This is a genomic window from Pontibacter ramchanderi, assembly GCF_002846395.1.
Classification (GTDB): Bacteria; Bacteroidota; Bacteroidia; order Cytophagales; family Hymenobacteraceae; genus Pontibacter; species Pontibacter ramchanderi.
Genome location: NZ_PJMU01000003.1, coordinates 563,353 through 578,797 on the forward strand (window position 1 = coordinate 563,353; position 15,445 = coordinate 578,797).

Consider the following 15,445-nt stretch of genomic DNA (forward strand, 5'->3'; position numbering starts at 1 on the left):
TCTTATGCTTTTATGGAATCTTCGAAATTTAAGAATACATCGTTAATATCTGTTGCTTTTTGGGTTATCCTATAACTCCCTAGTTCCTCAATCAACTCTATTAGTTTTGTTGAGTCTTCATCAATAAGAGGAAATGCGAGTTTATGATTAATTAAGTTATTAAAGCTTGCTACACCTATTTCATCAATTATAATCGTGGGCACACCAATTTGAGCTGCTTCTAAAATTGAGCCTGAGAATTTTGAAATATGTATGGTTGTTCTTTTTAATAAATCTGGCAAAGGTATATCTGTTGCGTCTTTAATATTAACCTTATTCTTTAAGTCGTGTTTTTCAAGTAATTTAATCAAAGTATCATACTGATGCATTTGCCTTGGATGAAGTCTAATAAACCAATTATAGCTATTGGCAGTTTTTGCTATTACCTTTAATATATAATCATCGAGAATAGGTGCTATTGGTTGTAAAGTATACAAAATAATCTTTTCAGGTAATTCAAATGAATTATTTTTTGCATATGTTAGATAACTTAACCATGGATTCCCCCCGGCTATTACACTATGATTGTTAGTTGTATCTGTCCAAATACCAATATGACTACATGAATCCTCATCCCAACACCAAAAAGTTTTTGGTAGTAGTTCATATCCCTTAGTTGGTATATTTGACCATTTAGTATAAGCAACATGTAACGGACCTTGTGTCCCATGTTGCATATCAAATGATTTAACTCCGAGTCTGTAGGCGGCTAAATTAAAAGCTAGCATTTCTTTGCTATAATAGCATAGAGCAAAACAATGGGTAGCATTAACTTTTTTAAAGAAAATCTCAAATACTGTACTATAGGTTTCTATTTGAGAAAGTTTCCTCTCCAATTTCTCTATTTTCAATCCTGATATTTCAAACCCCTCTGCCTCTGCATCAATTAAAAAGGCATTGTAGCCCAGCAGTTGTGAATTGAACTTCTTAGTTTTCAGTTTCCATCTAAATCTCTCAAAGATTTTGGCAATATGGAGAATCCTGTATAATTCAATTATTCTAGACTTTTTATAAAATTTGTCAAAAGATTCTCTTACTCCATCATATTCTAAAAGATAAAATGATTTACCATTTTTATCTTCTAAATAGTCTAATAATGGATCGAAATATTTATTAATATTTTTTTCATTTAGCCAAGATCTATGTGAGTTTGCACCTGCAAACACAACGTTACTCTTCTTAAATTTTTTTAATATAAAAAAAATTGAATATAGAAAATCTTGTATTAATGACGACTTATTAGCTCTCTTAATTTTCTCGGTCGATTTATGCTTATTCCAATGAGAAAAAAACAGATCAAGCCTTATGACTGGCCAAATGTGTATATCATTAATTTTCCAAGATGCAACATCATATTTACCTTCAAAATCAATTATAGACTTTATTATTTTGTTTCTTTCCAAGGTTTTTCGAATTAAATATTCTTACTGTTAAGCCTCCAATTAATAAGATTATAGTTGTTATAAATATTTTGTATAATAGATTTAATTCAACTAAATAGTAGGCCAATACGGTTATAAATATAGATCCAGATATCCAAAACAAAGGATAATATTTCACTTTAGTTATTTCTCTAAATTTTTTCATAAAGAAGCCTGCATATCCCATATACATTAAGCTTACAAAAGTTGTAACTGCGGCTATTTGAAATCCATAAAATGGTATTAGGAAAAAGTTTAGAACGAGATTGCTAATGCCAGCAACAGTAGTAATTTTCCAAAGCTGTTTCGTATTCTCTGTATAAAATAATTTACTATTCGCTCCATAGTACATGGGTCGATAATTATAGCTCATGACTATTATTATAGCTAATGGATACATTTCGCTCAAAACATTATTTTTAATAAGGATATAGAAAATCTCTTTTAACCATAAGCTTATTATGAAAGTCATCAACCAAAATATTATCTGCAACAAAAAAATTAAATCTCTTGCTCTCTTGTCCTCTCCCTGTTTATAATACTCATTAAGCATTGGGTTAATTGCTAAACCACTTGCAATAGCTATTCGCTCTACATAACCACCAATGGTATAAGCAATATTATACTTCCCTATATCTCCTGTTCCTATTTTCAACCAATCCATTACCATACGGTCAGAACTATTTAATAAATAGCTAGAGTAATAGTGCGGAACAGTTGGTAAACTTCTTTTCAAATAACCCCTGATGGTTTTCCATTTAAAGTTGAATATAGGCGTAATACCCAATTGTATGTTTATTGGTATCCAATATGATACATTTGAGAGTATACCAACTATAAATGATGTCCAAAACCATCCCATATACCCTAGTTTTAGATATGAGATAGTAAATAGATTTAAGAAAACAGCTAACACTCCAAAAATTGCTGTCCTAACTCCTACTTGTAGAGGCTGTTTATTTATTTGGAAGTAAGTAGTTCCTAAAGTACTTGTATTACCAAATGCCACAATTGGTAATATATTCAATAATACAATTGATATTGTATTATCACTAGCTTCATTAGGAACTACTTTATAAAGAAGCAAACCCAATATTAATGTATAAGGAATAACCCATAAACTTAAAAAGCCGTAAATTTGCCTCCAAGCCCACTTATATTGGTTTGGAGATTTATAAAAAGTATTTACTAAAATTAGTCTAAGTCCAAGAGTTGATAAAACTGAAATTACGCCAGTATAAGCTGTGAGGGTTCCTGCAACACCGTAATCTAACTCAGTTAGGTCTTGTGTAATTACTGGTAAAACAAAAAGACTTGCAATTTTTGATACATGTGGCGCAAGTCCATATATGGCTGTATGAGAAAAAATCCTTTTTAACATTCTTCTATTTTCTCATCAAAATATATTCGCACCATGCAAAATCTAAGTTATCATCAATATCAATAGAGCTCATTTTATCCATAACATACTTTGCTTTTTGTAGTTCAGCTAGTACTTTATGTTTTAGTTTTTCAATATTAATAATATAAATAGCGCCATTCAATTCATAGACCTTTGGACAATCTTGCCTGGTAGTAAAAGTACCTTCCTTTGATTTTTTTAAAAATCCATATTTATCTTCTTCAAAGAGTACATAGTATGGATTTGCATCTGTTTCTTTTACTGAAACGATCATTTCAGTTTCGGAATTTATAAGATCTAATGCTTCTTTAATTTGTTTACCTGTGCGTAAAGGAGAAGTTGGTTGAAGCAATACCACGTAATCATATGGTTTGCTGATACTTTCATAATACTGAATCGCATGCTTCAAAACCTCTTCTGAAGTTGCATTATCTGTAGCGAGCTCCGCTGGTCTTATGAAGGGAAGATCCAAGCCATAATGTTTAACAACTTCTGCTATGCTCTCATCATCAGTTGAGACACAAATATCAATATCACTACTTACTTCTCTTGCGGCATCAATAGTATAGTATATTAAAGGCCTTCCATTAAGATGCTTAATATTTTTGCCAGGTAAACCTTTAGATCCCCCTCTCGCAGGAATTAAATAGAGTATATTCATCTAAAACTTAATATGATGTATATCTTCTTGAGCTTTTTTATAATCTTCATGCTGGCCAATGTCTAACCAATAACCCCTTAATGGATAAGATGTTACTTTCAATCCTTTAGAGATCAAAAGCTCCATAAGATCAGTAGTGTTATAAAAGCTATTTTTAGGAATATAATTAAGCACTTCTTTCTTTAATAGGTAGATACCTCCATTAGAGTAATATGTGTAGGTAGGCTTCTCTTTAAAACTCTTGATACTATTATTCTCTGTTTCCAAAACAGCATAAGGTACATTAACAGTATAAGGTATAGTAACTACAGATAGAGCAGCATCATTTTCTTGAAAATGCAGGAAGAAATCTTCGTAATCCAGATTTGTCAATAGATCTGAATTTGTTACCAAAATATACTCATGCTGAAAATCCTCAATTTTACTCACCGCACCAAGAGTTCCGAGTGGTTCATCTTCCCAAACATATTTAACATTAATAAACTTGGAGCTTCCATCCTTAAAATATCCTTCAAGCTGCTCACCCAGATACCTGACCGAAATCCATACATCATCGATACCATAACTGATCAATCGATCAATGTTATGCTCTATTATAGGCTTTTTACCTACTTTAAGAAGAGGCTTTGGTGTATCATCCGTCAGAGGTTTTAAGCGCTCTCCCCTTCCTCCTGCCATTAATACAGCATCAACTGGTAAGTAAGATTTAAGAAACCTGAAGTTTATTATATTGACAATTTTACCATCTTTACAGAGGACTGGAATTATTTTGAAGTTGTTTTTTCTGTAGCTGATTACTTCATCAATTGTGTAGGAGCCTCTTTGAAGAAACTTAGGGTTCGGCTGTATAAACTCATTAACTACATCATTTAACGTGAGTCCTTTTAAGAAACCTCTTCGAACATCACCATCCGTTAAAGATCCTAATAGCTTTTCCTCCTCATTAACAACAAAAAGTATTGCATCAGCGGCCAATTCATTTAGTTGAGCTAGCGCTGCCTTAATGGGGGTATTGCTAAGAATAATATGCTTCCGATAATCAACCATATTTATTTATCAATAAACTTTATAAGTTGGAAAGCCTCTGCATAGTGTACTCCAACACTAGCTCCTCTAAAGTGTGCTAGTGCTTTTATATTTTCTAATGACCGAGGGAAAGGGTGCTTCCCTAACTCTGACTCATATATTTCCATTATTTCAAGCTTCTGCTCTAGATGCTTTGAAATATCTATGAAGTAATTAGGTAAAAATGCTTTCTCTGCCAGTACAGGGGCAAACTCTGTCTCAGAGATACATTCGTACATTAGAACTTTTTTTATGAATGGATATCGAAATGATTTTGTACAGGCCATCACAGCATCAAAAATAACTCTATGATCAGAATGCGCATCAGATCTATTCAACGAGTAAATGATCTCAGGCTCAACCTCTTGGAAAATAGCGGATATTTCAGGTACCATTTTAATCAAACTAGAGCTTGATAGTGTCATTGTAGGGTAATCAAGTTTAAAAGTCTGTTTGACACCAAGCAGGTTCGCAACTTTTACAATTTCCTCCTGCCTTGTTTTGACTCTATACTCTGAAAAACCATCCTTTTCAAATATGTTAGTCACTATCAACCAATATATCTCATCCCCATTTTCCTTATGCTTGAGTAATGCACCGCCTACACCAAGAACTTCATCATCTGGATGGGCAGAAATAACTATAACTTTTGCCATTATATATATTGTCCTACTGCTATATCTTTAATTTGATCATATTCTGTTAGCCAGAGTGCTCCATCTCCTGTTTTGACCAACATTTTATCAGCTTCTATTTTCAAAACTTTGCCCGGCTCTATGTTTGTCATTTTCTCAGTAGCTTCAACTACACATCTCCAAACTTTATACTCCTCATTATTGTGCACGAAGTGTGCTCCCAAATAAGGCCTTGTTAAAGCTTTAACCAGATTTATGATTGACTTACTTGACATTCGCCAATCAATTTCTCCGTCTTTTTCCCCCCTTTTTCTCCAAGTGTTACCTTCGCCTACCTGCTTAATTCTTTTATACTTCCCACTGATCAGCTTAGGTATAAACTCCTCAATTTGACCTAGTGCTACTTTTATAATTTTGATATAGAGGCTAGCTGCGTCATCCTCACAATTAATAAGGACTTCTTTTTGATTAAGAATGTCACCGGTGTCAGCACCTTCATCCATAAAAAAGAAAGTAGACCCTGTTTTATCCAGCCCTAATGCAAGGGCCCAAATAATGGGATGTCTGCCTCTATTAGCAGGAATAAGAGCAGGATGAAATCCTAAAACACCATGAGGGGCTAAATTAAGAACTTCAGGCTTGAGCAGACTAGACCATCCAAAACAAAATAATATGTCTGGTTTTAGTTGCTTAATCCACTTAACATTGTTTGGATGGTTGATATTGTTAACGTATTTACAATTAATACCCCGCTCTTCACATATATCTACCAGATTAGAGAAATCTGCGTTAAACTCTGACTTCTCCTTAGTTACAACTCCAACAACATTAACGTTAAGTTCTAGAAGCTTAAGTAAGGCTTCCCTTGAGAACTCTACAGTACCAATAAAGACTACTCTCATACTAGGTCGTAAAACTTCTTTTTCAGAAGCGAGCTTAGGTTCGTGTTCTTTATTACTTTGACTATATCTTTAGAAGAATCTTTTTCTCCGTAGGGATTCTTAATATGAACCAATTTCTCCCTAAAACTATCAGAGAACGCTTCTTCAATAGCATTTTTAATTGAAACATAGCTAGGCTCACAGGATATTACACTGTCTGCTTTGATTCTCCCTCTTTGCCTGTCTCCTATGTCTATCGTTGCAGTTTTGAAGCTAGGCACCTCAATTAACCCACTTGAAGAGTTGCCTATAACGGCATCCATGAATTGTAAAGCTGATAAATATCTGAGCTGGCCCAGAGATACAAACGCGACACTCTTCTCCGGATTTTTCTTCGTATACTGATCAATTAGGTTGATTATAATCCTTCCATCAGTATCTGCATTAGGCTTTGTGAAAATTATCTTAGTAGCTTGTAGTTCATCTAAGGCTTTTAAAAGCTCAGTGAATTGATGCTCAGCTGTGGCGTTTTCAAGCGTTACAGGATGGAAGGTTACAAGTACATTTCTATCTCCAAGCCTGAAACCTATACTTTCTTCGAAATTTGTTCTACTCAATAGATCAAGCTTATTTATATTTTCAATTCCCAGAGCCCCCACGTTATGCACATTATGAGGTTGCTCGCCTAACTGAATCACCCTTTTTCTATACTGTTCGGTTGAAGTGAAATGTATGTGTGACATCTTAGTAATTGAGTGTCGAATCGGCTCATCAATTAACCCTTCTGTAGCCTCCCCTCCATGGCAATGAGCAACAGGTATTTTACCAATCATAGCGGCAGAGGCGGCTGCAAATGCCTCAAACCGATCACCTAGTAATAGAACTAAATCTGGCTTGAGTTCATTAAAAGCTTCGGAGAAAGAAATAATACCAAGGCCTATGCTTTTAGAAACTCCAACGGATGTATCAGAAGACAGCAGTATCTCTACTTTCTTGTCTATATGAAACCCATCTTGCTCAATTTGCTTATATGTTAGCCCAAATTCTGGTGATAGGTGCATTCCTGTAACACATATCTGCAAATCAATATCAAATTCTTGCTGTAACTCCTTCATTGTCCAATAGAGAAGCCCATACTCAGCTCTAGTGCCAGTGACTACACAAATTTTCATTGCTCAAAATCATCAAAACTCACAATCTGCCCCTGCTCCACATCGCTTTTCAATGCTTTGCCAACTACAGAGTCTACTTCCATTGGGCTTATACCTGTTGCAGGACGCATCATTATTAAATGATCCTCACCTATTACAGTACCTTTAGTCAAAGCTGAATTATAATAAATACTCTTTCTGATTAGCTCTCTATTCTTCAACTCTGATGCGCTAGGTTCCTTTTCAGTACTTCCGCTTAGTGCCTGCTCAATGTTACGAATTGCAAGAACCATATCTTTCAGTTCCTGAGGGCTGAGAGAAGCTTTATGGTCCGGACCAGGCAACTCCTTATCTAGAGTATAGTGTTTTTCAATTATGACTGCACCTAGTGCAACTGCAGCAATGGGTACTTCAATTCCTAATGTGTGATCAGAATACCCCACTTTAACGCCAAGACTGTCTCTTATAGCTAGCATTGCTCTTAGATTAACATCACCCATAGGGGTGGGATACTCTGTGTTGCAGTGAAGAACAGAGATATCTTCTTTATTTAATCCTTCCTTCATCAAAACTGAGATAGCATCTTTGACTTCCTGCAGAGTTGCCATACCTGTAGAAAGGACAACAGCTTTACCTTTTTTCGCAATCTGCTCTAAGTATGGCTTATTTGTTATTTCACCAGACGGTACCTTGAATAGATCAATCCCTATTTGATCAAGAAAGTCAATACTCTCAGGGTCAAAACCAGTAGATAAAAACTTAACTCCTCTATCAGATGCATATGCTTGGAGTACAAAATGGTTTTCCTCTGAAAGTTCAAGCTTTTTGAGCATTGAGTACTGAGTATCATCACTCTGCCTTTTTTGATTCTTTACCTGGTAGGCAGCCTGCTTGGCAGTTCTACTAACTAATTTATCAGCTTTAAAGGTTTGAAATTTCACATAATCAGCACCTGCATCAGCAGCAACATCAATTAGTTGCTTCGCTAATGCGATATCACCGTTGTGGTTAACACCTGCTTCTGCTATAATGATCGTTCTCTTCATTTTAAAATTCTCTGGAGATCCTTACACTACTCGGGATATTCACCAGTCTTTCTTCCACCCATTTACTTACTGTCAGATCGTCGTGCAAGCAATTTTGGAACATGGGCAATTTGTGCATCAATGTCCAAACAGGACGTGTCATCACACCATTACCATTCAAATCCGCTAAGAAAGCTTCGCGTGCTTCCTTGTCTTCTAACAGCAGCGCATTCAGCCAATAGTTTGCTTTTGCATCTGGTTCTTCACTCACAAACTCTACCCCTTCTATACCTTCAAAGAAGTTCTTATAACTTTCAGCTAATGCACGCTTATTTTCAACAAAAGCTCCTAATTGCTCTAATTGAGCACAAGCAAGTGCGGCATTAAGATTAGGCATGCGGTAGTTATAGCCGATATGATCATGGTTAAACTCCCATGCATGGGGCATTTTAGCTTGCGTTGTTAGGTGTTTTGCTAATTTAGCAATTCTTTCGTCGTCGGTTACTATAGCACCTCCGCCGCCGCATGTTACAGTTTTATTGCCATTGAAGCTAAAAGTACCTAGCAGCCCAAAATTGCCTGTGTGTTTGCCTTTATAATAGCTACCTAAAGACTCTGCGGCATCCTCTACTAAAGCAATATTCCAGTTTTCACAGATTGCAGCTATTCGGTCAATCTCACATGGGAAACCGAAGGTATGCATAGGCACACAGGCTGCAATTCTGTTTCCGGTTTTCGTATTGATCGTTACACCATTTTCATTCCTGCCATATTTTAGCAGAAAAGCTTCCAGCTTTTCTGCAGACAGTCCCAATGTTTTTCTATCTATATCTAGAAAAACAGGTATAGCCCCTATATAGCTGATAGCATTGGCTGTGGCTATAAAAGTCAGGTCCTGAGCCAATACCTCTTCACCTTGTTTAACACCAGCTACTATAAGTGCCATATGCAAAGCTGCCGTACCGTTCACAGTAGCAATCGCATAATTCGCGCCAGTGATTTCCTGCATCATTTCTTCGAAGCGGTTTACATATGCACCCACAGAAGAAACAAAAGTAGAGTCTATTGCATCAGCAACGTACTTCTTCTCATTGCCAATAAACCTAGGCTCATGTAAGGGTATAAAATCCTGATTCGGAAACTGTGATTTTATAAATGAAATGATGCGGCTATGCCTGGAGTTCTGCTCCATGAGGTATTAATAGAATATTTAAACCAGGAAAACGATTAGATATTGTAAATATCAGCTTTGTATTGGCGCAGGTTCTCTTTATTTCTGAACCATTCAACTGTTTCGGCAAGTCCCTCTTCCAAGGTATACTGTATCTTCCAATTGGTGTGGCTCTTAATTTTGCCATTAGCGCCGTACAAACGGAATACTTCGCTTTTTTCGGGTCTTAGGCGAACGTTATCCTGAATGATCCTTGCGTCCGGATTGATCTGATTAATCAAACTCTGTGCAAGGTCACCTACAGTTATTTCGGATTCGGTTGCAATGTTACAATCCTCACCAACAAGACTATCAGACTTTGCAATTTCTATAAACCCATTGGCTGTATCTTTTACAAAGAGAAGGTCGCGTGTCGGCGTGATATCACCTAATTTGATTTCGGTTTTACCTTGCAACAATTGTGTAATAATAGTAGGTATAACAGCCCTAGCTGACTGCCGCGGTCCATAGGTATTGAATGGACGCACAATTGTCAGTGGTAAATTAAAGCTTCTGTAAAAAGAATCAGCTATGCAGTCAGCTCCGATTTTAGAGGCTGAATAGGGCGATTGTGGCTGACGAGGATGCTTCTCATCAATAGGAATGTATTGTGCCGTACCGTACACCTCCGAAGTAGAAGTAACCAGTACTCGCTCGATACCTAAGTCTTTAGCTGCCTGCACTATATTGAGAGTACCTTTTACATTTGTATCAATATAGCTATCCGGTGAATGATAACTGAAAGGTATAGCTATCAAAGCAGCCAAGTGAAATACAACATCAATGTCTTTCATGGCAGTACGCACACCATTTGGATCTCTTATGTCTCCAGAGAAGATCTCAATCTGTGAAAGCTTTTCTTTAGAGAAATTATCGAGCCAGCCCCAGCTATTAAATGAATTATAATATGTAAAGGCTCTTACTTGGCAGCCTTCTTCTATTAAACGTTCGACCAAATGGCTTCCAATAAAACCATCCGCTCCTGTTACTAATACCTTTTTACTCTTTAACTCGGCCATTTACTTTCTTACTATCAGTTGTGTTGTTACACTTACAAACTAACCTTAACGGTATTTTCTTTATACCAATTATAAGCTATACTTAAACCTTCCAGTACAGAGTATGCAGGTTTATAGCCTATCAATGCATTGGCTTTATTAATATCAGCCAAACTATGTCGTACATCTCCTTTGCGCTCCTCTCTGTATTCAGGAGACAGGCTGATCCCAGCAATATCTGCAATCCTATTCCAGAGTTGGTTAAGTGTAGTCCGTTCGCCAAAAGCAATATTAACTACCTCGTGTTTGTTAACGCTAGTAGTAAGCATTGCTCTTACGTTAGCTTGTACCGCATTTTCAACAAATGTAAAATCACGGCTAGTCTCCCCATCTCCATTGATATATGGAGCTTTATTATCAAGGGCTGCTTCTATAAAAAGAGGAATTACTGCCGCATAAGGTCCTTTAGGATTTTGCTTTGGCCCAAACACGTTAAAGTAGCGCAATCCTATGGTGTGAAAATCATAGGTCTTGGAAAATACTTTAGCATACAGCTCATTTACAAATTTTGTCACGGCGTAAGGGGACAGTGGACTACCAATCTTATCCTCCATTTTTGGCAGGCCCGGATGATCACCATATGTACTGGAGCTAGCAGCGTAAATAAAGCTTTTAACAGTAGCATCTCTTGCTGCTACTAACATATTCAAAAAACCGCTCACGTTCACATCATTGCTGTTTATTGGATCATTGATAGAACGTGGCACAGAACCCAATGCTGCCTGGTGTGATACATAATCTATACCTTCCAATGCCCTTCTACAGGTTTCGAGGTCGCGGATATCGCCTTCAAGCAGTTCAAAGGCTGGATTGTTTTTGAACTCCTCTATATTAACATAAGAGCCGGTCGAGAAATTATCTAATACTCGTACTTTACCAGCACCATATTTCAGAAGGTACTCAACAATATTAGAACCAATGAAGCCTGCTCCTCCGGTAATTAGGAAAGAACTCTGGCTTAGGTCTGTAGTATGATAAGGTGTGCTATACATATCCTCTTTATGAAAATGGTTTGAATACCGGGTCAAACCACCCCTGCCCCTCCTTAACCAAGGAGCGGAGCTTTTATTGCCTATTTTTATAGACGAGCGTCGGAGAGCTCTTTTGGGAGTACTCCTTTTACGTCGTAGATCACAGCTTTTTCTTTGCAAAGCTTGCTTAGGTCGAGTGACTTGAACTCTTCATGTGAAACGGCTAGGATGACAGCATCGCAATCAGTAGTGCCGTTTAACTCCTTCACCGAACTCCAGCCATATTCATGCTTTACCTCAGTTGGCTCAGCCCAGGGGTCGTATATGGTGATGTTGGTATTGTACTCCTTCAAGGTGCGTAAGATGTCTACTACTTTGGTGTTGCGCACGTCCGGACAGTTCTCCTTAAAGGTGATTCCTAGCACCAGGATATTAGCACCTTTTACAGGGATATCCTTTTTAACCATCAGTTTGATCACTTCATGGGCTACGTACTCACCCATGCCGTCGTTTAAGCGACGACCGGCCAGAATAATCTCTGGATGATAGCCAGCCTCTTGCGCCTTCTGAGCCAGATAGTAAGGATCTACCCCAATACAGTGGCCGCCCACCAAGCCAGGCTTAAACTTCAGGAAGTTCCATTTCGTGCCAGCCGCTTCTAATACTTCGTCCGTATCAATGCCCAAACGGTTGAAAATCTTAGCCAGTTCGTTCACAAAGGCAATGTTGATATCACGCTGCGCATTCTCGATCACTTTGGCTGCTTCAGCAACTTTAATAGAGGCCGCCTTGTGTGTACCGGCTGTAATCACACTTTTGTAGAGCCTATCTACTTTCTCAGCAGTTTCAGGCGTAGAGCCGGAAGTGATTTTCAGGATTTTAGCTACCGTGTGTTCCTTATCGCCAGGGTTGATGCGTTCAGGTGAGTAGCCTGCAAAAAAGTCTTCGTTGAATTTCAGACCTGACATACGCTCCAGCACCGGCACGCACTCCTCTTCTGTTACGCCAGGGTATACAGTAGATTCATAGATTACGATATCTCCACGCTTCAACACCTTACCAACTGTTTCGCTCGCTTTGTAAAGAGGAGTTAAGTCAGGACGGTTGTTTTTATCAACAGGGGTAGGAACAGTTACTATAAAATAGTTACATGTCTCAATATCTTGCAGTTGATCGGAGCAATAGAGACCAGATTGCCCATTTGTATTAGGAGCTAATACAGATTTTAAGTATTCATCTTCTACTTCCAATGTGCGGTCATGCCCGCTGTTCAGTTCCTGAACACGTCCCTCATTAATATCGAAACCAACGGCTGGAAATTTCTTTGCAAACTCTACGGCCAGCGGTAGTCCTACATAACCCAATCCAATCACGGCGATCCTGGCATTCTCTATACCTGTCATTTCTGTACCTGACATCTTTTTATGTTCGTTTTTCTAGTTTTTAGTATACGTAAACTTGCAACACACCCCTGCCCCTCTCAAGAGGGGATATCTCCTGTCAATTCCCCTCTTGAGAGGGGCAGGGGTGTGTTCTTTTTGCAAATCAATAATTTATTAGCCTTTCACCAATTTCCTTAACTTCCCACCAAGCCCCTTCTTACCATCTTCTTCGTAGTAATTGCCATAACCGTACCCATAGCCATACGAATAGCCATAGCTATTGCTCTTCTTTGCATCGTTTAAGACGATCATTGGATGCTTTAGCTTTCGTGACTTATAAAGTTCGTCGATAATCTGAAGCTGCTTCTTGTGTGTATAATTGTAGCGCACTATATAAAGGCTAGAATCAATGTATGGAGCAAGTGCTAATGAATCGGCAACTTGACCAACCGGTGAAGAATCCAGGATAATATAATCAAAGGCAGCCTTTAACTCATCAATTAGTGTTCCGATCTTTGGAAGCAGCATTAGTTCTGCTGGATTTGGAGGGATGGGACCGGAACCGATAATCGCCAGTTCCTGCATTTCGGGTGCAAATTGAATTAAGTCTTCAACCTCTACTGTATCAGAAATAAGGTAATTGGTAATACCAATGTTATTGGGAAGGTTAACACCTTGTGTAAGTTTAGGCTTACGCAAGTCAAATCCTAATACTATCACTTTCTTGCCTGTCATGACCAAACTGGCAGCCAGGTTCAAACTAAAGAAGGTTTTTCCCTCTCCACTCATACTGGAAGTAACCAGGATCACTTTATTTTCTTTGCCTCCTGCAGCGAACTGTAAATTAGCACGTAACAGACGGAAAAGTTCTGCGCTTGAGCTACGACTTTGCTGGCTGATCACTAACATTTGGTCAGTATCATTATGGCCAATTTCGCCTAAAATAGGAGTTGGGGTAGCCCTTTCAACATCCCTTATTTCTATTACAGTGTCGTTTAACATATCTCGCAGGAATATGCCTGCAAACGGTATGGCCAGTCCTGCTAATAAGGCTATTAAATAGATATTCGTTGATTGCGGTTCAATTGGGCTGCCACCCGCCACTGCCGGATCAATAACACGGGAATTAGAAGGTGTAATAGCTTGAGATAATGCTGCTTCTTCCCTCTTTTGAAGTAGAAAGAGGTAAAGTCCTTCTTTAACACCTTGCTGACGATTAATTTCGGTCAATTCACGCTGCATAGACGGTACCTGCCATACTTGCGATTCGAACTGGCGAGCATTAGCCTGCAGATTCCGTCGAATTACTAGTAACCCTTCGCGAATGTTGCGAATATTCTCCAGAATATTCAGCCTTAGTATATCCAATTGCTCATTTACGTTACGAAGTATAGGGTTACTCTCTGTTACAGAACGCCCTAAGCGTCGACGCTGATTTTGCAAATTATTGAAATTAGCAATTAAGCCACCAAGAGTCGGATCAGAAATATCCAAGCTGGTTGGAACCAATTCATACTTATTTTCTTCTTTTTGCAGGTAAGATTCTACTGATTTTAGTATTTCTAATTTAATCTCGTTATCTGTAATCTGCTGTTTTAAGCCATGAGCTGTATTTAAATATAAACCTCCGCTCGCTGACTGATCAATAATTCGATTTTCCTGCAGATAGTTCTGCACATCTTTTTCTACAGCACTTAGCTCCCCTGTTAAGTAAATGAGGCGCTCATCAATAAACTGGATTGTCTTTGTGACAGCCAGGTTTTTCTCATTGATAGATTCACGGTTATAAACCTCGATCAACTTGTTTAAAATATCTTTGCCTTTTGCTGGTACAGGATCCGTCAAACTAAGTTCCATGACGGTGGCAAATTCATTGATACTTCTCACCCCTAACCCCTTGCTATAACGACTTGCTAACTTACGTAAGTCGTTAAAACGGACCAAAATACGTCGCCCTTGATCATTCGTTACATCCGAATCAGCTACAATAGTGAATACACCATACTTTTTTCGAATCTGCTCTCCAAACTTATGCGTTGAGACTTTGTTCTCTCCTTCCCAGATACTAAAAGTATTTCCATCTTCTATCTCTACAATAAAATTTTTCCCTAATCCCGTAGAGTCTAATTGTGCAATTACTGCTTTAACAGGGCTTCTGCCTCCATACAGTTCAGGTGACTTAATGCGTCCTTCCCCAAAGTAAGAAACTTCAAGACCAAGCTCTTGTAATACGCGCTCCATTAACCCCTTAGATTTGATGATAAGGACTTCGTTAGAGAATGACTTACTAACTTTTAAGCCAGCTAAATCTCCTAAAACGCCACTAGTAGCCAAATCAGCGCCACTCTCGTCCTTGATCAGGATAGTTGCTTTAATGCTATAAACTGGAGTTGAGTAGCGTAAGTACAGATGCGCAGCCATAAGAGCAATAGCTGCACCAATCACAAAAAGGTACCAGTAACGCAGGTAGCGCATTACGAGTGCCTTTATATCTAGAGACTCTGTGTTATCTTCCTGGAAATCGAGTTCGGACATTTTATAAAA

General features: G+C 38.1%; 13 protein-coding genes. All 13 read right to left on the reverse strand.

Going from position 1 to position 15,445, the window contains the following annotated elements; translation table 11 throughout:
* Positions 1–2: 2 nt before the first annotated feature.
* A complete protein-coding gene (locus BD749_RS15005; RefSeq protein ID WP_101445850.1) occupies positions 3–1,442 on the reverse strand; it encodes a hypothetical protein in 1,440 nt (479 codons plus the stop codon).
* A complete protein-coding gene (locus BD749_RS15010; RefSeq protein WP_101445851.1) occupies positions 1,408–2,841 on the reverse strand; it encodes a lipopolysaccharide biosynthesis protein in 1,434 nt (477 codons plus the stop codon). The genes BD749_RS15005 and BD749_RS15010 overlap by 35 nt, the downstream gene beginning before the upstream one ends.
* Before the next feature lie 4 nt (positions 2,842–2,845).
* Complete coding sequence (locus tag BD749_RS15015) at positions 2,846–3,523, reverse strand: acylneuraminate cytidylyltransferase family protein (protein WP_101445852.1); 678 nt, start codon at positions 3,521–3,523, stop codon at positions 2,846–2,848.
* Complete coding sequence (locus BD749_RS15020; protein WP_101445853.1) at positions 3,524–4,570, reverse strand: nucleotidyltransferase family protein; 1,047 nt, start codon at positions 4,568–4,570, stop codon at positions 3,524–3,526. It abuts the gene before it with no gap.
* 2 nt (positions 4,571–4,572) lie between these two features.
* On the reverse strand, positions 4,573–5,244 hold the full coding sequence (locus BD749_RS15025) for a PIG-L deacetylase family protein (protein ID WP_101445855.1): 672 nt from the start codon (positions 5,242–5,244) through the stop codon (positions 4,573–4,575).
* Complete coding sequence (locus BD749_RS15030) at positions 5,244–6,125, reverse strand: methionyl-tRNA formyltransferase (RefSeq protein WP_101445857.1); 882 nt, start codon at positions 6,123–6,125, stop codon at positions 5,244–5,246. The genes BD749_RS15025 and BD749_RS15030 overlap by 1 nt, the downstream gene beginning before the upstream one ends.
* A complete protein-coding gene (gene neuC / locus BD749_RS15035; RefSeq protein WP_245869266.1) occupies positions 6,122–7,219 on the reverse strand; it encodes a UDP-N-acetylglucosamine 2-epimerase in 1,098 nt (365 codons plus the stop codon). Before neuC ends, BD749_RS15030 begins: the two co-directional genes overlap by 4 nt.
* A gap of 53 nt (positions 7,220–7,272) precedes the next feature.
* On the reverse strand, positions 7,273–8,301 hold the full coding sequence (gene neuB / locus BD749_RS15040) for an N-acetylneuraminate synthase (RefSeq protein ID WP_101445859.1): 1,029 nt from the start codon (positions 8,299–8,301) through the stop codon (positions 7,273–7,275).
* 1 nt (position 8,302) lies between these two features.
* Positions 8,303–9,472, reverse strand: a complete 1,170-nt coding sequence (locus tag BD749_RS15045) for a LegC family aminotransferase (protein ID WP_101445860.1) — start codon at positions 9,470–9,472, stop codon at positions 8,303–8,305.
* A gap of 35 nt (positions 9,473–9,507) precedes the next feature.
* On the reverse strand, positions 9,508–10,509 hold the full coding sequence (locus BD749_RS15050) for an NAD-dependent 4,6-dehydratase LegB (protein WP_101445861.1): 1,002 nt from the start codon (positions 10,507–10,509) through the stop codon (positions 9,508–9,510).
* Positions 10,510–10,541: 32 nt separating this feature from the next.
* Positions 10,542–11,540: an SDR family oxidoreductase gene (locus tag BD749_RS15055; RefSeq protein ID WP_101445862.1), complete on the reverse strand. Its 999-nt coding sequence runs from the start codon at positions 11,538–11,540 to the stop codon at positions 10,542–10,544.
* An 86-nt stretch (positions 11,541–11,626) separates the two neighbouring features.
* Positions 11,627–12,937 (reverse strand): nucleotide sugar dehydrogenase, encoded by a 1,311-nt coding sequence (locus BD749_RS15060; protein WP_317046362.1) that lies wholly within the window; start codon positions 12,935–12,937, stop codon positions 11,627–11,629.
* A gap of 138 nt (positions 12,938–13,075) precedes the next feature.
* Positions 13,076–15,436, reverse strand: a complete 2,361-nt coding sequence (locus tag BD749_RS15065; protein WP_101445863.1) for a GumC family protein — start codon at positions 15,434–15,436, stop codon at positions 13,076–13,078.
* Between the last annotated feature and the right edge of the window lie 9 nt (positions 15,437–15,445).

What these genes read in the sequence shown, in the direction of transcription:
- BD749_RS15050 (WP_101445861.1), bottom strand. Translation starts at nt 10,509, where the DNA reads ATGGCCGAGTTAAAGAGTAAAAAGGTATTAGTAACAGGAGCGGATGGT.
- neuB (WP_101445859.1), bottom strand. Translation starts at nt 8,301, where the DNA reads ATGAAGAGAACGATCATTATAGCAGAAGCAGGTGTTAACCACAACGGT.
- BD749_RS15015 (WP_101445852.1), bottom strand. Translation starts at nt 3,523, where the DNA reads ATGAATATACTCTATTTAATTCCTGCGAGAGGGGGATCTAAAGGTTTA.
- neuC (WP_245869266.1), bottom strand. Translation starts at nt 7,219, where the DNA reads ATGAAGGAGTTACAGCAAGAATTTGATATTGATTTGCAGATATGTGTT.
- BD749_RS15045 (WP_101445860.1), bottom strand. Translation starts at nt 9,472, where the DNA reads ATGGAGCAGAACTCCAGGCATAGCCGCATCATTTCATTTATAAAATCA.
- BD749_RS15010 (WP_101445851.1), bottom strand. Translation starts at nt 2,841, where the DNA reads ATGTTAAAAAGGATTTTTTCTCATACAGCCATATATGGACTTGCGCCA.
- BD749_RS15025 (WP_101445855.1), bottom strand. Translation starts at nt 5,244, where the DNA reads ATGGCAAAAGTTATAGTTATTTCTGCCCATCCAGATGATGAAGTTCTT.
- BD749_RS15065 (WP_101445863.1), bottom strand. Translation starts at nt 15,436, where the DNA reads ATGTCCGAACTCGATTTCCAGGAAGATAACACAGAGTCTCTAGATATA.
- BD749_RS15020 (WP_101445853.1), bottom strand. Translation starts at nt 4,570, where the DNA reads ATGGTTGATTATCGGAAGCATATTATTCTTAGCAATACCCCCATTAAG.
- BD749_RS15030 (WP_101445857.1), bottom strand. Translation starts at nt 6,125, where the DNA reads ATGAGAGTAGTCTTTATTGGTACTGTAGAGTTCTCAAGGGAAGCCTTA.
- BD749_RS15055 (WP_101445862.1), bottom strand. Translation starts at nt 11,540, where the DNA reads ATGTATAGCACACCTTATCATACTACAGACCTAAGCCAGAGTTCTTTC.
- BD749_RS15060 (WP_317046362.1), bottom strand. Translation starts at nt 12,937, where the DNA reads ATGTCAGGTACAGAAATGACAGGTATAGAGAATGCCAGGATCGCCGTG.